Origin of the sequence: Planktomarina temperata RCA23, from assembly GCF_000738435.1 — a bacterium.
Classification (GTDB): Bacteria; Pseudomonadota; Alphaproteobacteria; order Rhodobacterales; family Rhodobacteraceae; genus Planktomarina; species Planktomarina temperata.
On sequence record NZ_CP003984.1, the window covers coordinates 1661228 to 1687305 of the forward strand.

Sequence of the window (26078 nt, forward strand, 5' to 3'; positions counted from 1 at the left end):
AATTGCCCAATGCAGAATGCGCTTCATCTTGCGCCGTAGCTTTTTTGGGGGGCAGTATGAAGAAGATGGTAGGTAATGCAGAACTTATGTTTCATGCACCGTATTATAAAAGAATTGGTGGAATAAATTGTGTAAAGTCTGCTCCCGATTTGCAGAATTATTACGTTAGGATGTTAGGACAAAATGCCGGTGATCGTCTGTACACGAAAACACTTAGCAAGTGCAGCGACCGCGATGGTTGGACAGTGAATAAAGACGCAGCTCAAATATACGGGATTATAAAATAGAGTTTTTGATCAAAAATTTATAAACCCACAGGATATGATTTTTCACAGAATAATGAAAATTGGGGCTATATTTTTTGTTTCATAACGAAGGATTCTTCTGGTGCAGGAAAACATAGATAGATGATAAATTCTACTAAATCTCCTAAAGGAACTATGATTATCCAAATTCAGTTTTCTATCTAAAGCTTTATGGTGGGTAGGATGGTGGGTAAAGATTTATAATATTATTAAATAGAAATTAAATCAGCTACTTAATTAGTATATGTGGCAGAGAGACAGGGATTCGAACCCTGGGTACCCTTGCAGGTACAACGGATTTCGAATCCGTCCCGTTCGACCACTCCGGCACCTCTCCAAACCCTGCAGTTTAGACTGTCGAGATGCCAAGTAATCAAGAATTTAGAGTTTGTCCACTGGGTTGCGGCGGTAAATTTTCGACGCGGCTCACAGGCCCTCTTTTATCCAGGCGGCGGCCTTTTCGGCGATCATCAGGGTGGGGGCGTTGGTGTTGCCGCTGGTGATGGTTGGCATGACGCTGGCATCGACCACACGCAGCCCTTGCACGCCTTTAACACGCAGATGTGGATCTAGAACCGCTGAGGGATCGTCCATCTGGCCCATTTTAACCGTGCCGACCGGGTGGAAAATCGTATTGGCAATATCACCCGCGAGCCGCGCCAATTCTTCATCGCTTTGGTGCTGCACCCCCGGCTTCAATTCTTCTGGCGCGTAGACCTGCATCGCAGGTTGTGCCATAATTTTCCGCGCTTGGCGCAGGCTATCGGCCGCAACTTGCCGATCTTCGGCGGTGCTGAGGTAATTGGGCATAATCTTGGGCGGATCTTGAAAATTGGCCGAGCTGATTTGCACCTGGCCTCGGCTGGTTGGGTTGAGATTGCAGACGCTGACGGTAATCGCGGGAAAGTCATGGAGATCTTCGCCAAAGGCCTCCAGGCTCAAAGGTTGCACATGGTATTCGAGATTGGCATGGGGGCGGGCGGGATCAGAGCGGGTGAAGGCGCCCAATTGACTGGGCGACATGCTCATTGGACCCGAGCGGTTGAGCAAATATTCGGCACCGATTTTCAACCGCCCGAACAGGCTATTGGCAAGCGTGTTGAGTGTCTGTGTCCCATTGACCTTGAACACTGCGCGGATTTGCAGATGGTCCTGGAAGTTTTCCCCGACCGGCGCGTCGCGGATCACCTCAATGCCGTGGGATCGCAGCAAATCTGCCGGGCCGATACCGGAGAGCTGTAGGATTTGCGGTGAATTGATTGCGCCGGCAGATAAGATCACCTCGCGGTTGGCTGTGACCTGGACAGTTTGCCCCGCACGAGACAGGCTGAGGCCCGTGCACCGCGGCTGGCCATTGTCCGCAGTGCTCCAGGAAAGTTTTTGAGCTTGCGATCCGGTCCAGATCGTCAAATTTGACCGTCCCCGCGCCGGGCGCAGAAAGGCCTTGGAGCTGCTCCAACGCCAACCGGAGCGTTGATTGACATCAAAATAACCGACACCGGCATTATCACCCCCGTTGAAATCGTCGATTTTCTCAATTCCGGCCTGTTCGGCGGCATCGGCAAAACTGTCCAGCACATCCCAGCTCAGCCGTTGTTTTTCTACGCGCCACTCACCGCCCGATCCGTGCATATCTGAAAACCGGCTGTTGTTCCCAGTGATCGGATCGGCGCCTTGATCAAGGCGGTAATGATTTTCATGGGCTTTGAAATCCGCAAGCGCGTTTTGCCAAGACCAGCTGTCATCGCCGGTGATTTTCGCCCAAGCGTCATAATCCCGCGCTTGGCCGCGCATATAGATCATGCCGTTGATCGAGGAGCAGCCGCCCAAGACCCTGCCGCGCGGATAGCGTTGCACACGATTGTTAAGGCCCGCATCGGGCTCTGTGTGATACATCCAATCTGTGCGCGGATTGCCAATGCAATACAGATAACCGACAGGGATGTGAATCCATGGGTAACTGTCGGTTTTGCCCGCTTCGAGCAATAAGACCCGATGGTTTGGCTCCGCGCTTAGGCGGTTGGCCAGCAAGCAGCCGGCGGTGCCGCCACCAATGATGACGTAATCGAAAGTGGCGGATGTCTCTGACATGGATCTTATCCCCGTTGGCTGGCAGCGGCGCCTGCGCGCCGCCCATGCGGTGCACCTTCAAGCACGCAGCCGAAAAATGCAATTGATCGTGCAAAGACGGTGGGCGGCCTAGGTCGGGGAAGGTTATTGCGGCTTGAAATCTCATTTTGCAGCCAATTTGCCGCGCGCCCCATTGCGGTCGTTGCCAAGCTGGTTTTAAGTCGAGCCGGGATCATATGCCAAACCCGCGCGTTCGACACCGTGTCTTGGCCCGATCTATGAGTGTGGCGTAATGACCGGGACGGCTTTGACATGAGTGAAATATGGGCCGGAATGGTGGAGGCATTTCTGCTGATATGGTCCCTCGACGCGGACCTTATCGATATCACGCTAAGATCTTTGCAAGTGAGTTTGAGCGCATTGGTGATCGCCTCCGCGTTGGCTTTGCCTTTGGGGACTTGGTTGGCCATTCGCCGGTTCCGCCACCGCCGTTTGGTTATTGCCACTATGAATGCATTGATGGGCCTGCCGCCTGTCGTGGTGGGGTTAATTGTCTATTTGCTCTTGTCGCGCACGGGCCCATTTGGTGTGTTGGGACTGCTGTTTACACCCGCCGCCATGATCATCGCACAGGTGATTATCATCACGCCTCTGATTGCCTCCATTACTCACCAAGCCATGCGCGAGCTTTGGTCGGACTATCATGATCTGTTAATTTCCCTAAACACCACGCATGGCCAAAGAATTGCAACGCTCATTTGGGATGGGCGGCGCGCCTTGATGACCGCCGCCTTGGCCGGGTTTGGCCGGGCCATTGGGGAAGTGGGCGCCATTATGATTGTGGGCGGCAATATCGATCACGTCACACGGGTCCTAACCACGGCCATTGCTTTGGAAACGGGCAAGGGGGATTTCGCACTGGCCCTCGGGCTGGGCTTCGTGCTCATCGCTTTGAGCCTATGTGTCAATCTGGCCATTCATACTCTGTCGCGCACAGAACGGGAGGGCCGATGGTGAGCCAAGACCTTTACGCTCAATTGAATGGCGTGGTGGTGAAGCGCCGCGGCAAGGCTGTTCTGGGGCCGCTTGATCTTGATCTGCTCGGCGGCGGTTTCACGATTGTCCTGGGACCGAATGGCGCGGGAAAGACCACGTTGCTCAAGGTCTTGCATGGGGTTGATCGGCTCACCAGCGGCTCTGTCAGCTGGACTGTACCGGCCAAAACGGTGCGGCAAGGTCAAGCCTATGTCTTTCAACGCCCAATTATGCTGCGGCGCTCGGTTCGAGCGAATTTGGCCTATCCCTTGCAATTGTTGGGCTTGCCGAAAGCGGAAATTTCCGCGCGTGTGGCGCATTGGGCAGCGCGGATTGGGCTCAGCGCAGAGCTCGATGTTCCGGCGCCGCGCTTGTCCGGCGGCGAGCAACAAAAACTTGCCCTTGCACGCGCCTTGATCCGCGGGCCAGATACAGTGTTCCTCGATGAACCCTGCTCCAATCTGGATGGGCGCTCGACCCGTGAGATTGAAGATATCTTATGCGACGCAAGCGCGGCCGGCGCGCGGATCATCATGAGCACCCACGACCTTGGCCAAGCCCGCCGCCTTGCGGATCGGGTTCTGTTTCTTAATAAGGGGCTGGTGGAAGAGCGGGGGCCGGCTGATCGCTTTTTCGCTGCGCCCAAATCACCCGGCGCTATCGCCTTTTTGAATGGGGATATCATAGAATGATCCGCGCCATATTGATCGCTCTCACCATTGCGGGAACGGCGGCTTCTGCCGAGACTTTGCGGCTTGCCGCCACGACAAGTTTCAACAATTCCGGCCTATCGGACGTGCTTTTGCCGGCCATTGCACAGGATACTGGTCTGGACGTGCAGCTTTTGGTGGTGGGGACCGGGCAGGCCATCTGGCTTGGGCAGTCCGGCGATGTGGATGCTATTCTCGTACATTCCAAATCTGCCGAGCTGGCCTTTGTGGCTGCGGGTTACGGCAGCCACAGGCGTGAAATCATGTATAACGACTTTGTTGTGATTGGCCCATCGGGCGATCCCGCGCAGGTGCGCGCGGCCACATCGGCAATCGAGGCCCTGCAGAGCATTGCATCGGCTCAAGCGACCTTTGTCAGCCGCGGAGATGACAGCGGCACGCATCGAAAAGAGATGGCGCTCTGGGCTGCGGCAGATCACGAGCCAGCAGATTTTGCCGCATGGTATAGGGAGGTCGGTGCGGGGATGGGGGCCAGTCTGAACAGCGCCTCGGCCATGAATGCCTATATTTTGGCAGATCGGGCCAGTTGGTTGAACTTTGGCAACAAAGGCGATCTTAGCCTGCTCTTTGCCGGTGATCCTGCCTTGTTCAATCAATATTCTTACCTGCCGGTTAACCCAGAACGCCATGCGCATGTCAAAGCGCAAGCGGCTCAGGCCTTGGAAAATTGGTTGGTCTCACCGCGCGCCGAAAGGATCATCAACGGTTATGAAATCGGCGGTGAAGCGCTGTTTGTATTCAATGCCCGTCCTTAGGGCCCTGTGATGACCTCTTACGCGGTATTGTTCATTTCGGCATTAATGGCCGCAACTATTTTGCCGATGCAATCGGAGGCAGTCTTGGTCGGATTTTTGGTTGCCGGTCAGAAACCTGTTGCCTATCTGCTCATTATCGCCACATTGGGCAATGTACTGGGGGCGGTGATAAATTGGGGTTTGGGACGCGCAGTTCGCCGCTTTGAAGGGCGGTCCTGGTTTCCAGCTTCTCAAGAGCAAATGCAACGCGCGCAGAGGTGGTATCTGCGCTACGGTAGGTGGTCTTTACTGGCGAGCTGGCTGCCGATCGTCGGCGATCCGATTACGGTGGTGGCAGGCACGCTGCGGGAAAGTTTTTGGCCGTTTGTGGCCTTGGTAACACTGGCAAAGGGTGGTCGGTACATCGCCTTGGCGGCGATGACCGTGCCGTGGCTTTGATACGATAAGGGCAGGTGGTGATGGCAATTTTGGAAACACGGGCGTTTGGCCTGATCGCGGCCATGGCTACGGTCACGATTTGGGCGGGATTTATGCTCATCACCCGATTTGCGGTGCAAAGCGACTTCACGATAGAAGAGCTCTTGGTGTTGCGGCTGTTGCCCGGCGCCATTGTCATGCTACCATGGATGTGGAAGCTGGGCGTCATGCCCCCAAAGATGGCTTGGCCCCGCGCGGCAATGCTGATGGTCGGCGCCAGTGCTGTTTTTCCCTATGTGGTCTCCAAAGGCCTTGCCTTCGCGCCGGCCTCTGACGGCGGGGCATTGGCGCCGGGGATGTTGCCATTTTGGGCCGCTGTGGCCGCCTATGCCTTGGCTGGCGAAGTGCCGGGGCCGCGCCGTCGGGCCGGCCTGGCGATGATCCTGCTGGGGGCGCTGCTCGTCAGTCTTTGGCCCATCCTCAAAGGTGGCAGCGATGGCGCTTGGCGCGGGCATTTTATGTTTCTGAGCGGCTCTGGCCTTTGGGCGATATATTCCGTGGTGTTTCGCCAAAGTGGTCTGAGCCCGATGCAGGGTTTGGTGATCGGGCTGTTTTGGGGCACTTTGGCCGCGGTACCGGTGCTATTTCTGAGCGGAAACGTCAGTTTTTCCAGCGTGCCTTGGCCGGATATTTGGATCATGATCATCATTCAAAGTTTCATCATTGGAATATTGGCGATGGTTTTATTTAGCTATGCGGTGAAACTGCTTGGCGCGGCGCAATCCTCTGCCTTTGGGGCCTTGACCCCTTTGATGGCACTTATGGGAGGTGTGTGGTTTTTGGGGGAAACCGTCACACCTTTAAAGGTTTTTGGGGTGATCCTCGTGGCGGTGGGGGTATTTCTTGCGTCGGGTATTTTGCGCAAAATTGCACCGCCGTCGGCCTAGGTGATGCGCCTATACCTGGCTTTTCAGATAGGTTTTATAGTCCTGCGGCGTATCAATATCATAAGATCCAGCTCGGCGAGAGCTGGTAAATTCGTGTAAAGCTGATTTGAACTTGGCGATCACCGGCTGTGCGCCAACGTCCCCGGAGATCTGTGCAAAAGCGGGAAACGTGTCCCGGTGAAACAATGTTGGATGCGCTGGTTTTCCGTTTGGGCTTAGTGAGCGCCAGATCAAGCAGTCAGAATACTGCCGTCTGTGTTCAAAGAGCTGCGCAAAATCTACCGGGGCAAGCTCCGGTAAATCTGCCAGAACCACGCAGAGATGTGTGACCGTCGGGGGGAGATCTGCCACGGCCGCGCGCAGGGTGCCGGACAGTCCTTCGGCGCTCTCTGGGTAGCTTATCTTGCGCAAAGGCAAGTCTTTCACGGCGTGCCATCTTGGGTGCGGCTCTGGCGGCAGAGCCACAAGCGTGGGCACAGAGATCTCTAGCACACGCTTGGCCATATGGCGCAAAAGTGGGCGGCCTTGCAGGGGCAACATGAGCTTGTCATCGGGCGCCATACGCCGCGAGGCGCCAGCGGCACAGATCAAGATCTGCGGCGCGAAACTGGTGGCATCAATAGTTATAACAAGGGCTCCAACAGACGTTTGGCAGGACGCAATTGGCCTAGAATTTCAATTTCAGCCTGCAAGTCATCCGTCACCTCAGCGCGGGGCACCAAGGCAAAGGCGATGGATTTTTCGGCATGATGCGAATAGCCGCCGGAGGTGCAAAATCCCTGAACCGTTCCGTTGATAAACACCGGCTCATAGGCCACGGCGTCCGCATCATGCGCGTCCACTTCGAAGATCACCAATTGACGCTCTGGCGGGGTGAGACGTTCGGCTTCCGCAGCGCTACGTCCGATGAAATCCACATTTTTGCGGAAGGCTATGAACCGATCAAGACCGGTTTCAGCGGCGGTGTAATCGGGTGAAAATTCCGAAAGCCAAGAGCCGAAGAAACGATCCAAGCGCAGGGACATCATCGCGCGCATGCCGAAAGGGGTCATGCCATGCGGCTTCCCGGCTTCCCATAGTCTGTCCCAGAGCGCCCTTTGGGCCATGGGGTCACAATAGAGCTCAAAGCCATGATCGCCCGTATAGCTCACCTGTTGCACAAGACAAGCTGTGGCGCCGACCACCAGCTCTTTGACATCAAGGAACTTAATATCGGCCACATTGGCCGTGGTGCAGGCCTGCAGCACCTCTGCCGCCTTCGGCCCGGCAATTTGAAAGCCAGTGCGTTGATCGGAGATGTTTTGCAGCGTGACGCCAGGCTCCATATTCTGTTCGAACCAGCGCTGGTGATAGGCCTGACTGCCGTAGCTGGCGGTCAGTTGGAACAGGCCTTCGCGGATACAAGAAACGGTGAAATCACCGATAAGCTTACCCTTTGGCGAAAGCATGGGCGTGAGCGAGAGGCGGCCGGCTTGCGGAATTCGCCCCGCCATGATCCGGTCGAGCCAGGCGCGCGCATGGGCGCCACTGACCAAGAATTTTGAGAAATTATGCACTTCATTGATGCCAACGCTGCGGCGCACGGCCTTGACCTCGCGTTTCACCGCATCCCAAGCGTTCGACCTGCGGAAGGAAGGGGTCTCAAAATCAGGCTCGCCATTTTGGGCAAAATAATTCGGCACTTCGAGCCCAAATTGCGCGCCCCAGACAGCGCCCATGGCGCTGAAATGGTCATACATCGGGGTGCGGCGCAGGCCGCGGGCGGCGGGCAGCTCTTCATTGGGGTAGCTGACAGAGAAACGCCGTTGATAATTCTCAACGACCTTTGGCACCGTATAGCCCGGCGTTATCCATGCGCCAAAGCGGGCGCAATCCATGGCGAAGACATCGCGCTCCGGCTCGCCTTCCACCATCCATTGCGCCAGCGTCAGGCCAACGCCGCCGCCTTGGCTGAAGCCCGCCATGACAGCACAGGCGGACCAATAATTGCGCATCCCGGGCACTGGCCCCACCAGAGGGTTGCCGTCGGGGGCGAAGGTGAAGGGGCCGTGGATCACGGATTTCACCCCGGCCTTTTCAAGCGCTGGGAACCGCCGATAGGCAAAGGCGATGCTGTCTTCGATCTTGTCAAAGTCATTGGCCAAGAGCTCGTGGCCAAAGTCCCAAGGCGTGCCGTTTACAGCCCAAGGACGGCAGGGCTGTTCGTAAAATCCGATGCAAAGGCCGCGACCTTCTTGGCGCAGATAGCTTTCTCCTGCGGGATCCATCACATGGGGATGCTCGCCGCCTGCGTCAATCATATCTGCAATCTGGGGAACCTCTTCAGTGACAAGATATTGATGCTCCATCGGTAAAAGTGGGAAATAGACGCCCGCCATGGCGCCCACCTCACGCGCCCAAAGGCCGGCGGCATTCACAATATGCTCTGCGTGCACAGTGCCTTTATCTGTCACCAGATCCCAAGTGCCATCGGCGCGCTGCGTGGTGGAGAGGACTTTGCAATGGGTCTCAATATGCGCCCCGCCCATTCTAGCGGCCTTAGCATAGGCATGGGTTGTGCCCGATGGGTCGAGATGCCCATCAAGCGGATCATACAGCCCGCCGATGATCCCCTCAATATTGGTCACCGGGGCTATTTTTACGATCTCGTCAGGGCCGATGATCTCTGTCTCTAGTCCCATATAGCGGTGTTTGGCACGCTCTGCGACCAGCATATCAAACCGGTCTTGATTGTCTGCCAGCGTCACGCCGCCCACATGATGCAGACCACAAGACATGCCAGTGATTGCTTCGAGTTCCCTGTAAAGCTTGATGGTATAGCCCTGTAGCGCCGCCATATTGGTGTCACCATTGAGCGTATGAAATCCGCCGGCCGCATGCCATGTGGACCCCGAGGTCAACTCAGAGCGTTCGAGCAGCATCACATCAGACCAGCCAAGTTTGGTCAGATGGTACAAAACCGAACATCCGACGACGCCTCCGCCGATAATTGCGACTCGGGTGGTGGTTTTCATGATAGGTCTCCTGCTGCTGTGTTGGGCAGATTATGGCGGGGATAGGGGTAAAAGAATAGCAGTTCCCGACATAAAACGGCCAAAATTTTCGGAGGCGGCTATGGAGCTCAGTTTGAATTGTCCGAGAAGTGATCAGATGGTTCAAATCAGACATAGGATGTCGCCTTGGGGCAATGGTCATCCCGAGGCATTGCCGATACTCTATGCGAGAGAATTTAAAGAAAGTGCCGAAAATGCGGACCCATGCTCAAGCAGTTGTAATCGGTGGCGGTGTCATTGGTTGTTCTATACTTTATCATCTGACCAAATTGGGCTGGAGTGATGTGGTTCTGTTGGAACGCGACGAGCTGACGTCCGGTTCGACATGGCATGCGGCGGCGAATATTCACGGGCTGCATGACAGCACCAATATCAGCCGTATCCAACACTACACGATGAACCTTTACACTGAGCTGGAAGCCGAGACCGGACAAAGCTGCGGCGTGTTTCAGCCCGGAAGCCTCTATCTGGCCCAAACAGAAAACCGGGAACATCAACTGCGTCTTCAGGCGGCTAAGGCCAAATTCTACGGCATGAACTTTCACGAGGTCAGCCGCGAGGAGGCGGAGCGGCTGCATCCTTTGGTCAATTATGACGGGGTGCGCTGCATCATGTTTGAACCTGATGGCGGCAATGTTGATCCCTCAGGTGTCACCCATGCCTATGCGGCCGGCGCGCGGGCGCGGGGTGCGGAAATTCATCGCTTCACCCCGGTGATGGGGACAGAGGCCCAGGCCGATGGCAGCTGGATTGTGCGCACCCCGAAGGGCGATATTCACACGCAATGGGTGGTCAATGCCGCCGGTCTCTGGGGGCGCGAGGTGGCCGCGATGGCCGGCATTACCTTGCCGCTTCAGCCAACAGAGCATCAATATTTCGTGACCGAAAGCATTCCAGAGGTGGCCGCGATGAGCCAGCGCCTGCCGTCGGTTGCGGATCGTGATGGCGAATATTATCTGCGCCAAGAGGGGCAGGGGCTTTTGATTGGCGCCTATGAAAAGGATATGCGGTTTTGGGCCGAAGAAGGCACGCCGCTTGATTTCGCCCATGAACTTTTTGCCGATGACTTAGACCGGATCGAAGACAATATGATGCGTGCCATTGATCGCGTGCCTGCCGTCGGCACAGCTGGGATCAAACGCGTGATTAATGGGCCGATGATCTGGTCACCCGACAGCAATGTATTGTTTGGCCCGCATCCCGATTTGACAAACTATTTCTGCTGTAATGGGATCATCCCTGGTTTTAGCCAATCGGGCGGTATGGGTTTGATGTCGGCGCAATGGATGGTGGAGGGCGAAAGCCAATATGATATGTTCGCTTGGGATGTCGCGCGTTTTGGCGACTGGGCCGATAAGGCCTTTACCAAGGCGCGGGTGGGCGATCAATATGCCAAGCGTTTTGCGATCCATTTTCCCAATGAAGAGCGCGATGCTGGCCGGCCTGTCCGCACCCGCCCGGCCCATGCTTTGCAAACGACCCTTGGCGGCGTGTTTGGGCTGAACTACGGCTGGGAGCATGTGCAGTGGTTTGCCGATCACCCCGGCGCCAAGGACACAAATGGCTTCACCCGGCAAAATTGGTTCGAGCCCGTGGGCCGCGAATGCCGCATGCTGCGCAATACGGCTGGGATCATAGATATTTCGAATTTCGCCAAATATCGCGTCTGTGGCGGGCAGGCGGAGGCGTGGCTCAACGCCGTCTTCGCCAATAAGATGCCCAAGGCGGTGGGCCGCTCTTGCCTGACGCCTTTGATCGGTGTGCGCGGGGGGATTGCTGGGGATTTCACAGTAACGCGCTTGGCCGAAGATGAATTTATGATCATCGGCTCGGGCATGGCCGAACGCTATCATCAGCGGTTCTGGAAGATGGTTCCGATGCCTGCAGGTGTGAGCTTTGAAAGCCTGACCGAAGCGCTTTGCGGCTTTAATGTCGCGGGGCCAAAATCTCGCGCATTGCTGCAGCGTCTGACGAATACGTCGCTGGCCACCGAGGATTTCCCCTTCATGCGATCCAAGCGTATTGAGCTGGCCGGCGTGGACTGCGTCGCGCTGCGGGTCTCTTTCACCGGGGATTTGGGCTGGGAGCTGCATTGCAACACAGAAGACCAGTTGCGGCTCTATGAGGCCCTGCTGGACTGCGCGAAAGACTTTGACGCAGGCCCTGTCGGGGCCCGTGCATTAATGAGCCTTCGCGTGGAAAAAGGCTACGGCTCTTGGTCGCGGGAATATAGCCCGGAATATTGGCCGCAGGAGGTTGGTCTGGCGGGCTTGATCAAGCTAGACAAGGATTTTCTGCATAAAGAGGCCTATCTTGCCATCAAAGATAAAGACCCGCGCGAGCGGCTTTGCATCGTTGAGATCCTGGCGCCAGATCATGCCGATGCCACGGGCGGTGAACCCATTTTTGACAAGGCTGGAGCGGGTGTTGGACGGGTGACATCCGGCACCTATGGCTATGGGGTGAATAAGTCCCTGGCGCTGTGTTACCTGAAAAATGTGACAGCGGGTGATGAGCTGGATGTTATGATCTTGGGAAAACCGCATCATGCGATTGTTCTGCCCGAAGCCCCCTTTGATCCGAAGGGGGAAAAATTGCGGGCCTAGCTCTAGATTGAACCGCCTTCGACCATAAAGTTTTGCGCCGAACAGGCCGCAGAATCGTCTGAGGCGAGAAAAAGCACCATTCGGGCGACATATACAGGATCGATGGGATCGGGCAGGCATTGGCGGTCGATTTGCTTGGCGAGGGCTTCGGGAGTGACCCAAAGCTGTTTTTGTCGCTCGGTCATAATCCAACCCGGCACCACTGTATTGACCCGAATGCGATGATCGCCCAGATCGCGGGCCATGGTACGGGTCAGCCCATGCACGGCCGCTTTGGCGGTGGTATAGGCCGGAAAGCCGCCACCGGCTTCCCACCAAGAATTTGATCCCATGTTGATAATCGAGCCACCGCCGGCCGCGATCATCCCATCGGCGACGGCCTGAATGGCGAAAAACATATGGCGCAGATTATTATTTTGCCGCTCATCCCAATATTCAGGTGTCACCTCGCGCCAATCATGTCGGTCATCGCGCGCAGCATTGTTGACCAAGATCTCCGCTGGTCCAAGGGCTTCCACCAATTGGGCAAAGGCGGCTTTCAGCGCTTCAATATCGCGCAGATCACAGGGTGCAAAGCCATGCGTGCCCTCCAGCTTGGCCAAAAGCGCCTCTGATCCTGCAACATCCATATCAACAAAACCAACCTTGGCGCCCTGCTTGGCAAAGGCAGTGACGATCTCAGCACCGATGCCCGATGCGCCGCCGGTTACAAACACAGTTTTGCCGCTCAGGCTGGGGTAATTGGCAAATTTTTCGCGCATTTGGGGCTCTTTCCTGTCTTGGTCTGGGGTGAACATGTCTTCTTGCCGCCCGATATGCAATCCCTTCCCGCGGGCCAATCGTTCATTTTGCAGCCCGTCCGAAAAGCAGTTGCTCGACACCCTATAACAGGTTAGCCACTGGCAACTTACATGAGGAAATTTCGGCATGATTACCGCATTCTACGCTGCTCTCTTGGGCCTGTTTTTCACCGTTTTGACGCTTCGGGTTTTGGCGTTACGGGGCGTTACACCTTTGAAATGGCTGGCCTTCAACAATTTTGGAGCGCAAGCGCTCGAGCGTTCCGTGCGGGCGCATGGCAACTTTATTGAATATGTCCCAATGGTTTTGCTGATGATGTATTTCGCAGAGGTCGCAGAGCTCTCAGCGCTGCGGCTTCACATCACAGGGACAATGCTTTTGCTGGGGCGTGTCATGCACGGGATTTGCTTTGGGTTTCTCGAGTTTAACATGCCGCTACGGTTTGGCGGTATGGTGCTGACGCTTTTGGCTTTAATCAATATTTCAGTGAGTCTGCTGGTCGTGGCGCTCTAGTGGGATCTATCAATCTGGGGCAATAAGGCCCAAACCACGCAGATAAATACCCATGCCGCTTTCCAGCAGTTGTTCAGGTGGAAAGGGGCTGCGCCCACCCGGTGCGCCGCGGGCAAACAGCTCGACCACCCCATGGCTCAGCGCCCAGATATGGGCGGCAAACATCTGTGGTGGCGGGCGTTTCTCGGCTGGGATATTCTTGCTCAGCTCCACTGCCGCAGCTTGCAAAACCTTTTGCGCCTCCATTGCGGCCTGGTTGAGCTCAGGGCTGCGCTGAAGCGGCAGGCCACTTTCAAACATAGCGACGTAATGGCCGCGGTACGCGCGGGCAAAATCCAAATAAGCCCGGCCCGCCGCCTCAAAGGCACGAAGCGCGTTGGGTTGCCCGTCATTATAGGCCGTTTCCATGCGCTCGGCAAAAATGCCAAAGCCTTGCAACGCCACCTCAGCAATCAGGTCCTCGCGGCCCTCGAAATGGCGATAGACGGCGGCGGGTGTGACGCCGGCATTTTTGGCCGCCTCCGAAAGGGTAAAGCCGGTTGGGCCCTTTGTTTCAATGAGCACCAGCGCAGCATCCACCAAAGCTTGACGCAGGTTGCCGTGATGATATCTGCGTTTTTGCATCATTGATCCGATCCACCTTCGCCCAATTGGGCAGGGTTGCAGTATTCAGACTCTAGCGGCCTATCGCATTGCGATCAAAGGGCGTTGTCTGGTAGATTTCATTGATCCAGTTGCCATAAAGAAGATGCGCATGCGAGCGCCAGCGGTTCAGCGGCGTTTGGCTTGGATCATCGCCTGGATAATAATGACCTGGAATGTTGATTGGGGTGCCATTGGCGATGTCGCGATCATATTCCTGTTTCAGCGTATTGCTATCATATTCAAAATGATTGAACAGATAGAGTGCATGATGGGCGGGATCCTCGACCAAACAAGGACCTGTCTCGCTCGACCCAAGCAGGGTTTTGAGACCCGGCACAGCGGCAATTTCATCCTGTTTCATCTCTGTCCAGCGGCTGACCGGTACCACGAAATCATCCGAAAACCCACGCAAATAAGGCGAGGAGGGGTCCAGGTTTTGATGTCGAAAACAGCCAAAAGCCTTTTGCGGCAAATCATGTTTTTTCACCCCATGCAGGTGATTGATCATCGCCATGCCGCCCCAGCAGACCCCCAAAGTGGCATGCACATGGCTTTGCGTCCATTCCATCACCTCGACCATTTCGGGCCAATAGGTGACGTCTTGAAAATCCAAATGCTCAATCGGCGCGCCGGTGATGATCAGTCCATCAAATTTTTCATTCCGAACCGCGCTGAAGGGTTTATAAAATTGCTCCATATGATCGGAGGAGGTGTTTTTTGTTTGGTGGCTCGTCATCCGCAAGAGGGTGAGTTCAATCTGCAACGGGGTGGCCCCGATGAGGCGGCCAAATTGATTTTCCGTCTGAATTTTGAGCGGCATGAGGTTGAGCAATGCGATGCGGAGCGGACGGATGTCTTGGCGATCCGCCTGGCTGGGGTCCATGACCATCACGCCTTCGGCGCTCAGAACAGCGTGGGCGGGCAGATTTGCGGGAATCTTAATTGGCATAAGGTTCAGTCCTCGCCGCCATTGGATCGCGGTGCTGCGGCGCGGTGGTCTAGGGTCTCGGCCACCAGAGCTTCGAAATCCTGCGGCGTCTTTAAATTTTGCACATCATTGGCTTGGAGCGTAATGCCCCATTTGGCCATTTGCGCATACCGTGGCTGACGGTGTGCCATGGCGCGCGCATAGGTCCAGCGGATGAAATCATCGGGGTTCACCTTATCGGGCTGAACGCCTGTTTCACGCTGATAGTCCGACCAACATGTCATGAGAAATTCCGGCTGATAGCACATCGGTTTTGGCGCCAAATCAAAGCGCCGCACCAATTCGGCCGTGTGATCCTCGCTGCCGGCAATCCAGATCATCAGCAGGTTTTCCGATAGGGCGGTTAAAATCGGATCCGCCGCATCCCAAGGATCGACAACTTCACAAATAGAGCCGCCACTGTCGCAGATAAAGTTGTCATACCCATAAAGATCACTGGCCCGCTCAATGAAGTGAGGCGTATCCAAAAGCGCGGCGCGCTCGGCAGCGTGATGTTGCGCTTGGCGGTTGCAATAATCATCAAATGGAATGCCGCCCTTTGATACATCGCCCGGTTTTCCCAAATATGTGGACAGCGGCGCAAGGTTCTCAAAGGTAATATTCGAGGACATAGAAATAGAATCTGACCGCAATAACTCAGCCAAAAAAGGCACAGCCATAGCGGCTTTCTTAAAATTATCTACAATGTGCTCGCCCATGTAGCGCGTGCCAATGCGATAATCTATGGAGTAATGAAACCAATTCCCCCGATGGCGCAGCATGGAAGAAATGTAAGTTTTTCCGAGGCCCGACATGGCAAACAGAAGGGCTTTTTTCTGTTTGGCTTCGGTCCATTTTGCGCCGTCTTCATAGATCATGGCTCTTATTCCCTAGCTTCTGCTCTGTCATAAGCCAATACGGTCGGTTGGAAAAGACCTTGCACTAGGCTTGGCGCTTTAGATTTAGGTAATTGGCGAGTAAAATCAATACAGCTCCAAGAACCAGATAAAGATCCAAGCTCTCACCATAGAAAACAACGCCAATAACCGCAATTAATGGCAGTCGGGCAAAGTCCACGGGCATCACCAGACTGGCGGGCGCTAAAGAGAGAGATTTGGTCATGCAAAAATGGGCGGCCAGCCCAGCGGCCCCAATCAGTATGAGCCAAGGAGCCGTGGCAACAGAGGGCAGGGCGATGTCCCCATCATAGCCGGCGCAAAGCAATCCAAAAAGAATTTGTAGCCCTGTGAGAAAGAATAATATTTTGGTCAATGAGTTTTGCACCGTCAGCTTACGGGTCAAAATCGCCGCGCCTGCAAATCCAATGGCCGCACAGGCCGCGGCCAAAATGCCGATGTTTACCGCACCAATTTCGGGCCGGGCTACGATCAAAACGCCGATGAAGCCCAAGGCCGCAATCGCCAATTTGCGGAGGGTTAACCCTTCGCCTAAAAAGATTGGGGCCAAGAGTAACACCCAGATGGGTGAGGTGAACTCTAGCGCGAATAATTGTGCCAGTGGAATTAATGGCAGAGCGAAGAACCAAAGGTTTTGGCCGGTAAAGTGAAAGATGTTGCGCAGAAGGTGAAGGCGGAAATGTTTAAGGTCTATTTCGCCCAACGTGCCAACAGTTTTCGCCACGGCGAGGACAATCAAAAAGCCCATAATGGAACGATAGAACATGATCTCGAACGTATCGAGTTGGCCGGATATTGCGCGACCAGCAATGGCCATTGATGTGAACGAAAAAATAGCACCAATCATCCAAAGCGCGGCACGGCGGTTGTTCATTTTGCAAGCCTCTTACAGTCTGGGCCAACCCAATGATATAATTTCGCCCTACGCAAGCCACAAAACGAAACATCATCGTTCTGTAGCTTCAACCAGCATAGGGCGGAGAAAATCCCCGCCCTATTAAAACGCCTTAGGTTTTTGGCGTGCGATTGCGGCCCTTGGCCAATACGCCTTGCAACATGCCGGCGGTGAAGCCAAATTCCTTACACAGTAGTTTGACCTTTTTGAGCGCTTCCGCGCGTTCGCGTTTCTTCGCTTCCTCCATCTGAGCTTCCAAATTGTCCATCTCAGATTTCAACTCACTATAAGTTTTCATAAAATACGCTCCTTAAAATAAAGTGTAACCTACTCATAATATGAAATATCTTATCTGTAAATAATTCTATAATATTCATTGTAAACTTTTTTTGATCGGTCAAATAGCTTTTTACGTTGATGTATTTATCTTGAAAACGAAAAACTCGTGCCGGAATATGGATTTATAGACCGCAATTGAGTGACGATCGGTTTTGGGCATGTCGGTGCAAATTGGGGGCACTAAAATTATTCAGATCCAAATTCAAATGTGTCGCGCTTATACAATAGCGGCTTTGTTAACCCAGAGAGCGCCTTTTTAGGCCGCCCGTCAGCGGCGAAATTATCGTCCGAAAGATAGGTTTCAAAACTGGCCTTGAGCGCTGGCCATTCTTTATCAATGGCCGCAAACCAAGCGGTATTGCGATTGCGTCCCTTGCTGATCGACATTTGCCGAAACACCCCCTCGTAAGACAAGCCAAGCCTTTGGGCCGCATAGCGGCTCTTGGTGTTCAAAGCGTTGCATTTCCATTCGTAGCGCCGGTAGCCGCTCTCAAATGCCCATTTCATCATGAGATACATCGCCTCCGTGCCTTCGCGTGTTTTTTGCAGCAACGGAGAATAGTTGATATGCCCAACTTCAATTGATCCATCTTGAGGGTTAATGCGCAGATAGCTTGCCAGCCCCGCCGCCTTGTTGTCGGCACGTTTAATGATCGCAAAAAAATTCGGATCTGGCGTGAGGGCCGCCTCACTTAACCAGGCTTCATAGGCTTCTAAAGTCGCAAACGGCCCATAGGGCAGATACGCCCAATTTGATCCGTCACGATCCATAGTATTTGCTTGAAACAGATCTTTAGAGTGTCTGCTAATATCCAGCGGTTCCAGACGAACCCATTGGCCTGAAAGCTCAATGCCCCTCGGATGGGGTGGCGGTATGTAGGTCTCTATAATCTGGTCATCTTGCACAATGTTCCTCCATGAGGTGTCGATATCCTAATAAAATTTGACGTTACCACAAGTGAGCCTCACGGATCAATTGAGCTACCCCCCGAAAGTCGGACCCTGACGTAAGCTACGATTTGTTGTCTGCTGATTTTTCGACGAGGAGGAGATCAGACATGTCGAAACGTAAAAATCACTCTCCTGAGTTTCAAGCAAGACGCGATGTGTTCGAATACATAGAGCTGTTCTACAACCCAAAACGCAAGCACACGAACAACGGCATGCTGTCGTCCGTTGACTTAGAAGAAAGACAGCTCAAACTGGAAGAGGTAGGTGTCTAGGAAACAGGGGGCATCTCAGACAGGTAAAATGTAGTAGTTCAGATGTGTTCTGACAGAGGCGACCACTGCGTTTCTTCTGCTACAAATTGAACAGTTACATTTTCGCAGAGTCTCAAACCCATTTGGTAAGGTTAATTCTAACTCTACAGAGCCACAGTGACATTTCAAAATTTCCATTTTTGCCAGTGTTACTTCTAGGTTAAGAAATTCCCATTTATCATTGATTTAATGTAATTTATATTCATTCCCACTCAATAGTGAGAATTGGATAGATAATTGATTTTATTGTTCTTTATTTTCTCTTTGTAAGTATTGCTAACGTTGAAGGAAACAAAAAGTAGCACTGAACTCAACACGTGGTTACGCATTCAAGTATCCAATTAGCAATGAGATGAAAGCACCAACATGTACAACCATAATTGCTTTATCTTTCCACATAAAACCTACGGCAAACCATAAAAATATCCCTACAAAAAATATGTATATATTATAGGGGATTAAGTTCAATCCAGTCATACCATACCCAATAAGTTGGATTACTGTGGCTAACCATTTAACAACATCAACGGACTTGATTTTAGTCAACATTTTATAAGTGTCCTTTAGTCTTAAACTCAGCGCTAAACTATGAAACGCGATAGTTTCACCACTTTGTATGAAAGTTTGCAGGTCAGTATATTTATTAATTAAAAACAATGACTTAACATAATTCTGTCATTCCCACTCAATCGTCCCTGGTGGCTTGGAGGTAATGTCATAGGTCACCCGGTTGATGCCTTGCACTTCGTTGATGATACGCGTGGCTGTTTCGCCGAGGAATTCATGGGAAAACGGGTAGTAGTCCGCGGTCATACCGTCAACGGATGTCACGGCCCGCAGGGCGCAGGCGAAATCATAGGTTCGGCTGTCGCCCATAACGCCCACGGTGCGCACCGGTAGGATCGCGACAAAGGCTTGCCAGATTTCGTCATACAGACCGTGCTTGCGGATTTGATCAATGTAGATGGCATCGGCACGCCGCAAAATCTCCAGCTTCTCGCGGGTAATTTCCCCTGGGCAGCGGATGGCTAGGCCGGGGCCAGGGAAGGGGTGGCGGCCTATGAAAGAGGCAGGCAGGCCCAACTCGCGGCCCAAGGCGCGCACTTCATCTTTGAACAGCTCACGCAAAGGCTCCACCAAGCTCAAGCCCATTTTTTCCGGCAATCCACCGACATTGTGATGCGACTTGATGGTCACCGATGGTCCGCCCGAAAAGCTGACGCTTTCAATGACATCGGGGTACAAAGTGCCCTGAGCTAGGAATTTGGCACCCCCGACATCTGATGCATGTTTTTGAAACACATCGATAAACAACTTCCCGATGATCTTCCGCTTGGTTTCCGGATCAGATTGACCATCCAATGCGCTGAGAAAAAGCTCCTTCTCATCGGCATGGATGAAGGGCATATTGTAGTGATCGCGGAACATACCGATGACCTCTTCGGCCTCGCCTTGGCGCAACAAGCCGTGGTCGACAAAAACACATGTCAGCTGGTCACCAATCGCCTCATGGATCAGAACCGCAGCAACAGAGCTGTCAACGCCGCCCGAAAGGCCGCAGATCACCTTTTGATCTCCCACTTGATCGCGAATAGCCTGTAGGGCCTGCTCGCGGTAAGCCCCCATGGTCCAATCGCCGGTAAATCCTGCACGGCGAATGAAATTCTCATAGAGTTTTGCCCCTTTGGGGGTGTGATGCACCTCTGGATGAAACTGCACGGCGTAAAATTCGCGGGCCGGGTCAGCCGTCACTGCAAAAGGTGCATTGGGAGAGGTGCCATAGACCTCGAACCCCGGCGCAATGGCGCTGACATGATCGCCATGGCTCATCCAGACCTGCTCGTCGCCCTCTTCAAACCAGCCTTCCAGAAGGCTTAGGGGGGCCTTTGGGCTCACATAGGCGCGGCCAAATTCCGCTGTTCCATGCCCGCGTTCCACTTTACCGCCCAGACAGTGCATCATCACCTGTTGGCCATAACAAATTCCTAAAACCGGAATATTCATCTCAAACACAGCCATTGGAGGGCGTGGGGAGCCTTCATCAATCACGGAGGCAGGCCCGCCCGAAAGGATCACAGCTTTGGGCGCAAACTGCTGCAAAAACTCCTGCGTTACATTCTGAAACGGGTGTATTTCGCAATATACATTAAGCTCGCGCAAACGCCGCGCGATAAGTTGCGTAACTTGACTGCCAAAGTCGATGATGAGTAATTTTTGATGCATATGTTCCATAGCCCCCGATATTCTGACCTTTAAAAAGGTTCAACCCAAGGAAAGAGAAGATTTTACAACTTATGTCGTTTTCCCGTCCGAAGTGGCGGAAATTAACGTCGCTTGGTTGAAGAAATGCCTAGAAGCAACGTAACAATCAATTAGGGGTTTCAAAATGTCCGAGACACGAGCGCGCAGATCACGCAGCGGCGGTGGCGCCGCCCGCCGAGCCGAACGCACAGCGGTGAGCGTCGAAACAGAACGCTATATTGAGCGCAATATCCCGCTGTATGAGTTCTTGGACGAAGCAACACTTGAAATCATCGAATACAATGCGGAAACCGTGCTTGAAGAAATCGGGGTGAACTTTGTGGACAGCCCGGAAGCCCTAGAGCGTTGGCGCTCAGTTGGGGCGACCATTGAGGGCGAGCGTGTTCGGATCCCGCGCGGTCTTGCGCGCGAGCTGTGCAAAACGGCGCCGTCGAAATTTGTGCAACATGCGCGCAACCCTAAGCGGAACGTGGAAATTGGCGGCAAAACTTTGGTGACGGCGCCCGTCTATGGCCCGCCCTTCGTGCGCGACCGCGATGGTGGCCGCCGGTATGCAACTTTGGCTGATTTTCAAAAGTTTGTGAAATTGGGCTATATGTCAAAATATCTGCACCATTCCGGCGGGACCGTTTGCGAACCCACCGATGTGCCGGTTAACAAGCGCCATCTGGATATGCTTTTGACGCATATGGTGTATAGCGATAAGCCGTTCATGGGGTCTGTGACCGAGCCAAGCCGCGCACAGGACTCCGTCGAGATGTGCGAAATTTTGTTTGGCAAAGAGTTTGTACAAAACAACACCGTGATGACATCGTTGATCAATATTAACAGCCCGCTCACCTTTGACAGCATTATGATGGGCGCCTTGGAGGTTTTTGCCTCCAACAATCAGGCCAGCATTATCTCGCCCTTCATCGTAGGTGGGGCGATGGCGCCGGTGTCGGTCGTGGGCACATTGACCCAGGTTTTAGCTGAAGTTTTGGCGGGTATCGCCTATAGTCAAATCATCAAGCCCGGGGCTCCCGTGATCTTTGGCACATTTGTCACCTCCATCGACATGAACTCCGGCGCACCGACCTTCGGCACGCCAGAGGCCAGCCAAATTCTTTACGGAGCCGGGCAGTTGGCCCGCCGGATGAACTTGCCGTTTCGCTCAGGCGGCGGGCTTTGCGGCTCGAAATTACCCGACGCGCAGGCGGCTTATGAGACCGCCAATACGCTCAACGCCGCGCTTTTGGGCGGGGTCAACTTTATGCTTCACTCCTGCGGCTGGCTGGAAGGTGGGCTTGTGGCGTCCTTTGAGAAATTCGTTATGGATGCCGACCACCTCGGCACTCTGCAGAAAATGGGACTTGGGGTCTCAGCTGATGAAAACGGCCAAGCCATGGATGCCATCCGCGAGGTTGGGCCAAGCGGCCATTACCTCGGATGTGACCACACGCAAAAGAACTTCAAATCTGCGTTTTGGCGGTCGAATTTGTTTGACTACAAGCCCTTTGAGACCTGGTACGAAGAGGGCGCGCGCGACACCTATAGTTTGGCCGCAGAGCGCGTGGCCTCTCAATTGGCCAACTATCAGAAACCGCCGCTCGATCCTGAAATTTTGGCGGCGCTTGAGAAATATGTGGCTGACAAAAAAGCGGCGATGCCCGACGCTTTTGTCTAGGGCATTGGCCTTTGGTCCTTAGGTCTTTTTAAGACTGCTGTATTCTGCCAATATGGCAATAAGATATCGGATGTGGCGCGCTGGGGAATACTCAGCGCGCTTTTCTTTGCGCAATCGGTTGTAGGTTTCTTCAATGTCCAACAAGCAATCGAGTTGGCCTGTTTTGCTGCGATGAAGCGACCCTCCTAAGAGCACCGGAAGATGGCGGCTGGGATCATAACTGGCCAGCCCATTACGCGCCGCCTCTAACATGAGCTTGGGGCGTTTGAGAGTGTTCAATCTGAGTTCAATGTGCCGCATCACGCACCTCCATTTTGAGAATCAACCCTTAGGCTGGCACAGGTGCCGAGGGTGTTGCGTCTCGCGGCGTTTGGCGTTCGGTCAATTCATAGATCGGCTAATTTTATCCATCATTCTTGGAGGCTTAGAGCGAATTAACCAAGGCGTAATAATTAATACCATAATACTAATGCAACCTGTGAAAAGATTGGTGTCTGGAGTGCGTATCTCACAATTTGACTTTTCGAACGGTCGAGGCGGCGAGCCACATTCGAAAATGCCTGTCTGGATGCCTCATGCGGTCAAGCTGTATCTGGCCCATACAGAGCATGGACATTCTATTCGCAGTTTGGCCCGGTATTCTGGTGTTCACCCGTCAACGGTGTCGCGCTCTGTCCGCAAGATTGAGACATTGCGTGACGATCCTCTTATCGATCGCGCGGTCCAAGAATTGAGCAAATACTGCTTGGAATCAGCGCCCCGGCGCTTGGAGGATAAACCCATGAGCTTTCACAACCCTGACCCCAATCCCCTGTGCTACCCGGCCTCTCTGGATGCGCCGAGCATCACCGCCTTGCGGTATTTGGCACGAAAAAATACCGTCTTGGCTTTGGCGCAGGGGCTTGAATTGGCGGTTATTGTCCGTGAGGCGGTTCAGGGACAGGTTGAGAAATTGGGCACGCTTGATCGGGCGCAGGTCATGGCCATGACCATGCAAGATTGGCTCAAATGTGACGATCCGCAAGCGCGGATCATGCGCTTTCACCTTACAGATGTCGGTTTAAAACTGCTGGCAAGACTGGAGGAGGCCGACACGAATGACACAGACGGCCGAGAGGGCGGGCCCTCCGATCCCGTCAGCCGTGGGCGATTGCGCTACGGCCAGGCGATCAGCCCGGTGCACTCTTTGGCGCGCCGTCGCAACAAAGATGGCGAGCCATATATTTCACGCAGCCTTGTGAAACAGGCCGAGCGGTTACGGGAGGATTATGAATTGGCGCTGCTCGAAAGCAACGCGCCCATCGATTGGCTCGGGGCCATTCGCTCCGGTTTGAGCCGGAAGTCTCAGGCGCCCGCGGCCTCAGCGCTTTATCGCGCGCGCTCCGCTTTGGCAGATTTGGGACCAGGTCTTGGCGATGTGGCGCTGCGCTGTTGTTGCCGGCTCGAGGGGCTTGAGGCCGTGGAGCAGACCATGGGTTGGTCAGCGCGCTCTGGCAAAATCGTGTTGCGCATTGCTCTGCAAAGGCTGGCGCGCCATTACGAAGACACGCAGGCGGCTGAAGCCTTGGTCGGTTAACGCCTCAGTGCATAACGGATATTCCCAACCTTGGGGGTGGCTGTTTACGCGGGTTGTGTTAGTTTAAAGCAACTGAGGACGACTGACATGCGTGATTTAAAAATTCCCGAGCAACGCCATCCTGAAAAAGCCAAACGGCCGGACAATCCGCAGCCGAAAAAGCCGGCTTGGATTCGTGTGAAAGCCCCCGTGGGGCAAGGCTATCAAGAGACACGCAAAATCATGCGTGACAATAAGCTTGTGACTGTCTGTGAAGAGGCCGGCTGCCCCAATGTGGGGGAATGCTGGAATCAAGGCCATGCCACAATGATGATCATGGGGGAGGTCTGCACAAGGGCCTGTACCTTCTGCAATATTGCCACCGGAAAACCGCCAGAAGATTTAGATGTGTTCGAGCCGGGCCGGGTGGCCGATGCCGTAAAAAAATTAGGGCTCAACCACGTTGTGGTCACCTCAGTGGATCGCGACGATATCGAAGATGGCGGTGCGGCGCATTTCGCCCAAACCATTCGCGCAATTCGCAAGCAATCGCCCAGCACAACGATTGAGATCCTGACACCTGATTTTATTCGTTGCGCCCCTGAAGCCTTGGAAGAGGTTGTGGCAGCGAAACCCGATGTGTTTAACCACAATCTAGAAACCGTCCCGGGTCTCTATCCTGAAGTGCGCCCCGGCGCGCGGTATTTTCACTCACTGCGTTTGCTGCAAAGGGTCAAGGAGCTCGATCCCACGATGTTTACCAAATCGGGCATCATGGTTGGTTTGGGCGAGGATCGCCAAGCGGTGCATCAGGTCATGGATGATATGCGCGCGGCCAATGTAGATTTTATCACGATCGGCCAATATCTCCAACCGACGCTCAAACATCACCGGGTTGACCGATTTGTCACGCCAGAGGAATTTGCCAGCTATGAGAAAGCGGCCAAAGGGAAGGGTTTCTTGATGGTCTCAGCCACCCCCTTAACCCGCAGTTCCTATCACGCGGGTGACGATTTTGCGAAAATGCAAAAGGCACGGCAGGCGGCGCAGGGTTAGGGACAAAGGCTGCGTTAAAACCCTATGCCGCCGCGATGCGAATTCACCGTCAACCAATCTGGCCAGCCGATCAATCGCTCGATGCCAAAGAGGACCAAAGCGATCCCCACAACGGCAATCCACAAGAGGATGGTTTTTCTCGAGGGTGGATGGCGCGCAATCCGCGCCATTTTTAGAAAAAATCTTGGATTCATGTAAAACGAACTTTTCCAATAAAGGGCAGGTTGCGGTTGCGTTGGGCGAAATCAATACCATAGCCTACCACAAACTCATCTGGAATTTCAAAGCCTAAGAAGTCCGTCTTGATGTCAACCTCGCGTCGTGAGGGCTTGTCCAGCAGGGCGATGGTGCGCATGCGTTTGGGTTGACGGCGCAAAATATGCTCGGTGACATTTTTCATCGTGTGGCCGGTGTCGACGATGTCCTCGACAATAAGGACGTCACGATTCTCGATGGTGCCGCGCAGATCCTTCAGTATACGCACTTCGCGCGAGCTTTCCATGGCGTCGCCATAGCTGCTGACCTCCAGGAAATCGACCTCAATCGGCAAATTAATCTCGCGCACCAAATCAGCAATGAAAACAAATGAGCCGCGCAAAAGTCCGACCACAACGAGTTTATCCGTATCTGCAAATTCTTGCTCAATTTCTGCGGCCAATTGCTCTATTCTGGCCGCGATAGACTTGGCAGAAATCATATTGTCGATGACATAAGGTTTTTGCGACATAGTACCCTCTTGAATTTTCCCCAGCTTTCTAGGACATCTTGCGCTCAAAGTCAGCGGGAAACACAATGCCTACGCATAATGAAACAAAAATTTTGCCATATTCTGCGCAGGGCATGTATGATTTGGTCGCAGATGTGGCCTCATACCCGGAATTTTTGCCTTGGTGTGCCGCCGCGCGCGTGAAATCGGTGACCGATGAGGGATCGCGGCAAATCATGGCGGCGGATCTTGTGATCTCTTTTAAAGTATTTCGCGAACGCTTTGGCAGTCAGGTGATCTTGCATCCCAAGGATAAGTTCATCGACACGCAATATCTCGATGGACCATTCAAATATATGAAATCGACCTGGAAGTTTGAGGACACAGCCGAAGGCTGCGCTGTTACATTCTTTGTTGATTTCGAGTTCAAGAACGCCATTTTACAAGGTGTGATTGGTCTGGTCTTTAATGAGGCCATGCTGCGGATCGTGCGAGCGTTTGAGACCCGAGCGGATGCGCTCTATGGGCAAGCCCGGCCATAAAAAAGGCCCCCAAATGGGAGCCTTTTTCGCGTA

27 protein-coding genes, 1 tRNA gene and 1 pseudogene are annotated in these 26078 nt (G+C 53.8%); 13 read left to right on the forward strand and 16 right to left on the reverse strand.

Going from position 1 to position 26078, the window contains the following annotated elements:
- The first annotated feature begins 56 nt into the window (after positions 1–56).
- Positions 57–287, forward strand: coding sequence for a hypothetical protein (locus tag RCA23_RS07885; protein WP_044049849.1), 231 nt, complete (start codon positions 57–59; stop codon positions 285–287).
- A 265-nt stretch (positions 288–552) separates the two neighbouring features.
- Here RCA23_RS07885 and RCA23_RS07890 read toward each other — a convergent pair.
- Positions 553–642: transfer RNA gene (locus RCA23_RS07890), tRNA-Ser, on the reverse strand.
- A gap of 89 nt (positions 643–731) precedes the next feature.
- A complete protein-coding gene (locus RCA23_RS07895) occupies positions 732–2396 on the reverse strand; it encodes a GMC family oxidoreductase (RefSeq protein ID WP_044049850.1) in 1665 nt (554 codons plus the stop codon).
- 291 nt (positions 2397–2687) lie between these two features.
- Between RCA23_RS07895 and RCA23_RS07900 the strand changes: the two genes are divergently transcribed.
- From RCA23_RS07900 to RCA23_RS07920, 5 genes are read left to right on the forward strand one after another with little or no spacing between them, the layout of a single operon-like run.
- The gene (locus tag RCA23_RS07900; RefSeq protein ID WP_044049851.1) at positions 2688–3392 is read left to right on the forward strand and encodes an ABC transporter permease; all 705 of its coding nucleotides are present in this window, start codon (positions 2688–2690) and stop codon (positions 3390–3392) included.
- Positions 3386–4102 (forward strand): energy-coupling factor ABC transporter ATP-binding protein, encoded by a 717-nt coding sequence (locus RCA23_RS07905; RefSeq protein WP_044049852.1) that lies wholly within the window; start codon positions 3386–3388, stop codon positions 4100–4102. Before RCA23_RS07900 ends, RCA23_RS07905 begins: the two co-directional genes overlap by 7 nt.
- A complete protein-coding gene (locus tag RCA23_RS07910) occupies positions 4099–4896 on the forward strand; it encodes an ABC transporter substrate-binding protein (RefSeq protein ID WP_044049853.1) in 798 nt (265 codons plus the stop codon). The genes RCA23_RS07905 and RCA23_RS07910 overlap by 4 nt, the downstream gene beginning before the upstream one ends.
- A gap of 9 nt (positions 4897–4905) precedes the next feature.
- Positions 4906–5334 carry a VTT domain-containing protein gene (locus RCA23_RS07915; protein WP_044049854.1) on the forward strand — a complete coding sequence of 143 codons (429 nt, stop codon included), beginning with the start codon at positions 4906–4908 and terminating at the stop codon, positions 5332–5334.
- A gap of 20 nt (positions 5335–5354) precedes the next feature.
- A complete protein-coding gene (locus RCA23_RS07920; protein WP_044049855.1) occupies positions 5355–6260 on the forward strand; it encodes an EamA family transporter in 906 nt (301 codons plus the stop codon).
- A 9-nt stretch (positions 6261–6269) separates the two neighbouring features.
- On the opposite strand, the gene RCA23_RS07925 is transcribed toward RCA23_RS07920, so the two are convergent.
- Both RCA23_RS07925 and RCA23_RS07930 read right to left on the reverse strand, forming a co-directional pair.
- Positions 6270–6851, reverse strand: coding sequence for a nucleotidyltransferase family protein (locus tag RCA23_RS07925; protein WP_268870323.1), 582 nt, complete (start codon positions 6849–6851; stop codon positions 6270–6272).
- A 32-nt stretch (positions 6852–6883) separates the two neighbouring features.
- Complete coding sequence (locus RCA23_RS07930; protein WP_044049857.1) at positions 6884–9274, reverse strand: GcvT family protein; 2391 nt, start codon at positions 9272–9274, stop codon at positions 6884–6886.
- Between the two features lie 233 nt (positions 9275–9507).
- On the opposite strand from RCA23_RS07930, the gene RCA23_RS07935 reads away from it, so the two are divergent.
- Positions 9508–11919, forward strand: coding sequence for an FAD-dependent oxidoreductase (locus tag RCA23_RS07935; protein WP_044051402.1), 2412 nt, complete (start codon positions 9508–9510; stop codon positions 11917–11919).
- Positions 11920–11921: 2 nt separating this feature from the next.
- Here the strand turns inward: RCA23_RS07935 and RCA23_RS07940 are convergent, their stop codons facing one another.
- Positions 11922–12680 (reverse strand): SDR family oxidoreductase, encoded by a 759-nt coding sequence (locus RCA23_RS07940; protein WP_044051403.1) that lies wholly within the window; start codon positions 12678–12680, stop codon positions 11922–11924.
- Between the two features lie 166 nt (positions 12681–12846).
- On the opposite strand from RCA23_RS07940, the gene RCA23_RS07945 reads away from it, so the two are divergent.
- Positions 12847–13233, forward strand: coding sequence for an MAPEG family protein (locus tag RCA23_RS07945; RefSeq protein ID WP_044049858.1), 387 nt, complete (start codon positions 12847–12849; stop codon positions 13231–13233).
- Positions 13234–13242: 9 nt separating this feature from the next.
- On the opposite strand, the gene RCA23_RS07950 is transcribed toward RCA23_RS07945, so the two are convergent.
- The 6 genes from RCA23_RS07950 to RCA23_RS07975 all read right to left on the reverse strand — a co-directional run bounded on the left by RCA23_RS07950 (position 13243) and on the right by RCA23_RS07975 (position 17902).
- Entirely contained in the window at positions 13243–13857 is a 615-nt protein-coding gene (locus tag RCA23_RS07950) for a WHG domain-containing protein (protein WP_044051405.1), read from the reverse strand.
- 52 nt (positions 13858–13909) lie between these two features.
- Positions 13910–14827, reverse strand: a complete 918-nt coding sequence (gene metA / locus RCA23_RS07955) for a homoserine O-acetyltransferase MetA (protein WP_044049859.1) — start codon at positions 14825–14827, stop codon at positions 13910–13912.
- Positions 14828–14832: 5 nt separating this feature from the next.
- A complete protein-coding gene (locus tag RCA23_RS07960; protein WP_044049860.1) occupies positions 14833–15723 on the reverse strand; it encodes a hypothetical protein in 891 nt (296 codons plus the stop codon).
- 64 nt (positions 15724–15787) lie between these two features.
- On the reverse strand, positions 15788–16636 hold the full coding sequence (locus RCA23_RS07965; protein WP_044049861.1) for a DMT family transporter: 849 nt from the start codon (positions 16634–16636) through the stop codon (positions 15788–15790).
- 133 nt (positions 16637–16769) lie between these two features.
- Positions 16770–16955, reverse strand: coding sequence for an H-NS family nucleoid-associated regulatory protein (locus RCA23_RS07970; RefSeq protein ID WP_044049862.1), 186 nt, complete (start codon positions 16953–16955; stop codon positions 16770–16772).
- A 227-nt stretch (positions 16956–17182) separates the two neighbouring features.
- Complete coding sequence (locus tag RCA23_RS07975) at positions 17183–17902, reverse strand: GNAT family N-acetyltransferase (protein ID WP_044049863.1); 720 nt, start codon at positions 17900–17902, stop codon at positions 17183–17185.
- Between the two features lie 185 nt (positions 17903–18087).
- Here RCA23_RS07975 and RCA23_RS16505 point away from each other — a divergent pair.
- Positions 18088–18219 (forward strand): annotated as a pseudogene (locus tag RCA23_RS16505) (IS3 family transposase); the annotation flags it as partial.
- A gap of 360 nt (positions 18220–18579) precedes the next feature.
- Here RCA23_RS16505 and RCA23_RS07985 read toward each other — a convergent pair.
- Entirely contained in the window at positions 18580–18807 is a 228-nt protein-coding gene (locus RCA23_RS07985; RefSeq protein ID WP_044049864.1) for a DUF6552 family protein, read from the reverse strand.
- A gap of 126 nt (positions 18808–18933) precedes the next feature.
- Positions 18934–20481 carry a glutamine-hydrolyzing GMP synthase gene (guaA, locus tag RCA23_RS07990; RefSeq protein ID WP_375247767.1) on the reverse strand — a complete coding sequence of 516 codons (1548 nt, stop codon included), beginning with the start codon at positions 20479–20481 and terminating at the stop codon, positions 18934–18936.
- A gap of 163 nt (positions 20482–20644) precedes the next feature.
- On the opposite strand from guaA, the gene RCA23_RS07995 reads away from it, so the two are divergent.
- On the forward strand, positions 20645–22186 hold the full coding sequence (locus tag RCA23_RS07995) for a trimethylamine methyltransferase family protein (protein WP_044049866.1): 1542 nt from the start codon (positions 20645–20647) through the stop codon (positions 22184–22186).
- A gap of 18 nt (positions 22187–22204) precedes the next feature.
- Here RCA23_RS07995 and RCA23_RS08000 read toward each other — a convergent pair whose 3' ends face one another.
- On the reverse strand, positions 22205–22486 hold the full coding sequence (locus RCA23_RS08000; RefSeq protein ID WP_044049867.1) for a DUF6477 family protein: 282 nt from the start codon (positions 22484–22486) through the stop codon (positions 22205–22207).
- Between the two features lie 256 nt (positions 22487–22742).
- On the opposite strand from RCA23_RS08000, the gene RCA23_RS08005 reads away from it, so the two are divergent.
- Complete coding sequence (locus RCA23_RS08005) at positions 22743–23762, forward strand: DUF6456 domain-containing protein (RefSeq protein WP_044051407.1); 1020 nt, start codon at positions 22743–22745, stop codon at positions 23760–23762.
- Positions 23763–23849: 87 nt separating this feature from the next.
- Positions 23850–24797, forward strand: a complete 948-nt coding sequence (gene lipA, locus RCA23_RS08010; RefSeq protein ID WP_044049868.1) for a lipoyl synthase — start codon at positions 23850–23852, stop codon at positions 24795–24797.
- Positions 24798–24811: 14 nt separating this feature from the next.
- Here the strand turns inward: lipA and RCA23_RS08015 are convergent, their stop codons facing one another.
- Together RCA23_RS08015 and hpt are read right to left on the reverse strand one after the other, a co-directional pair.
- Positions 24812–24991: a hypothetical protein gene (locus RCA23_RS08015; RefSeq protein ID WP_044049869.1), complete on the reverse strand. Its 180-nt coding sequence runs from the start codon at positions 24989–24991 to the stop codon at positions 24812–24814.
- A complete protein-coding gene (gene hpt / locus RCA23_RS08020; RefSeq protein WP_044049870.1) occupies positions 24988–25524 on the reverse strand; it encodes a hypoxanthine phosphoribosyltransferase in 537 nt (178 codons plus the stop codon). Before hpt ends, RCA23_RS08015 begins: the two co-directional genes overlap by 4 nt.
- A gap of 65 nt (positions 25525–25589) precedes the next feature.
- Here hpt and RCA23_RS08025 point away from each other — a divergent pair, with 65 nt between their 5' ends.
- On the forward strand, positions 25590–26045 hold the full coding sequence (locus RCA23_RS08025) for a type II toxin-antitoxin system RatA family toxin (RefSeq protein WP_044049871.1): 456 nt from the start codon (positions 25590–25592) through the stop codon (positions 26043–26045).
- Positions 26046–26078: the final 33 nt, after the last annotated feature.

Coding starts and splice junctions, on each gene's coding strand:
- RCA23_RS07940 (WP_044051403.1), bottom strand. CDS start 12,680: ATGCGCGAAAAATTTGCCAATTACCCCAGCCTGAGCGGCAAAACTGTG.
- hpt (WP_044049870.1), bottom strand. CDS start 25,524: ATGTCGCAAAAACCTTATGTCATCGACAATATGATTTCTGCCAAGTCT.
- RCA23_RS07935 (WP_044051402.1), top strand. CDS start 9,508: ATGCGGACCCATGCTCAAGCAGTTGTAATCGGTGGCGGTGTCATTGGT.
- RCA23_RS07970 (WP_044049862.1), bottom strand. CDS start 16,955: ATGAAAACTTATAGTGAGTTGAAATCTGAGATGGACAATTTGGAAGCT.
- RCA23_RS07945 (WP_044049858.1), top strand. CDS start 12,847: ATGATTACCGCATTCTACGCTGCTCTCTTGGGCCTGTTTTTCACCGTT.
- RCA23_RS07895 (WP_044049850.1), bottom strand. CDS start 2,396: ATGTCAGAGACATCCGCCACTTTCGATTACGTCATCATTGGTGGCGGC.
- RCA23_RS07900 (WP_044049851.1), top strand. CDS start 2,688: ATGAGTGAAATATGGGCCGGAATGGTGGAGGCATTTCTGCTGATATGG.
- metA (WP_044049859.1), bottom strand. CDS start 14,827: ATGCCAATTAAGATTCCCGCAAATCTGCCCGCCCACGCTGTTCTGAGC.
- RCA23_RS07915 (WP_044049854.1), top strand. CDS start 4,906: ATGACCTCTTACGCGGTATTGTTCATTTCGGCATTAATGGCCGCAACT.
- RCA23_RS07965 (WP_044049861.1), bottom strand. CDS start 16,636: ATGAACAACCGCCGTGCCGCGCTTTGGATGATTGGTGCTATTTTTTCG.
- RCA23_RS07930 (WP_044049857.1), bottom strand. CDS start 9,274: ATGAAAACCACCACCCGAGTCGCAATTATCGGCGGAGGCGTCGTCGGA.
- lipA (WP_044049868.1), top strand. CDS start 23,850: ATGCGTGATTTAAAAATTCCCGAGCAACGCCATCCTGAAAAAGCCAAA.
- RCA23_RS07910 (WP_044049853.1), top strand. CDS start 4,099: ATGATCCGCGCCATATTGATCGCTCTCACCATTGCGGGAACGGCGGCT.
- guaA (WP_375247767.1), bottom strand. CDS start 20,481: ATGCATCAAAAATTACTCATCATCGACTTTGGCAGTCAAGTTACGCAA.
- RCA23_RS07985 (WP_044049864.1), bottom strand. CDS start 18,807: ATGTTGACTAAAATCAAGTCCGTTGATGTTGTTAAATGGTTAGCCACA.
- RCA23_RS08000 (WP_044049867.1), bottom strand. CDS start 22,486: ATGCGGCACATTGAACTCAGATTGAACACTCTCAAACGCCCCAAGCTC.
- RCA23_RS07950 (WP_044051405.1), bottom strand. CDS start 13,857: ATGCAAAAACGCAGATATCATCACGGCAACCTGCGTCAAGCTTTGGTG.
- RCA23_RS07995 (WP_044049866.1), top strand. CDS start 20,645: ATGTCCGAGACACGAGCGCGCAGATCACGCAGCGGCGGTGGCGCCGCC.
- RCA23_RS08025 (WP_044049871.1), top strand. CDS start 25,590: ATGCCTACGCATAATGAAACAAAAATTTTGCCATATTCTGCGCAGGGC.
- RCA23_RS07905 (WP_044049852.1), top strand. CDS start 3,386: ATGGTGAGCCAAGACCTTTACGCTCAATTGAATGGCGTGGTGGTGAAG.
- RCA23_RS07920 (WP_044049855.1), top strand. CDS start 5,355: ATGGCAATTTTGGAAACACGGGCGTTTGGCCTGATCGCGGCCATGGCT.
- RCA23_RS08005 (WP_044051407.1), top strand. CDS start 22,743: ATGCCTGTCTGGATGCCTCATGCGGTCAAGCTGTATCTGGCCCATACA.
- RCA23_RS07960 (WP_044049860.1), bottom strand. CDS start 15,723: ATGATCTATGAAGACGGCGCAAAATGGACCGAAGCCAAACAGAAAAAA.
- RCA23_RS08015 (WP_044049869.1), bottom strand. CDS start 24,991: ATGAATCCAAGATTTTTTCTAAAAATGGCGCGGATTGCGCGCCATCCA.
- RCA23_RS07885 (WP_044049849.1), top strand. CDS start 57: ATGAAGAAGATGGTAGGTAATGCAGAACTTATGTTTCATGCACCGTAT.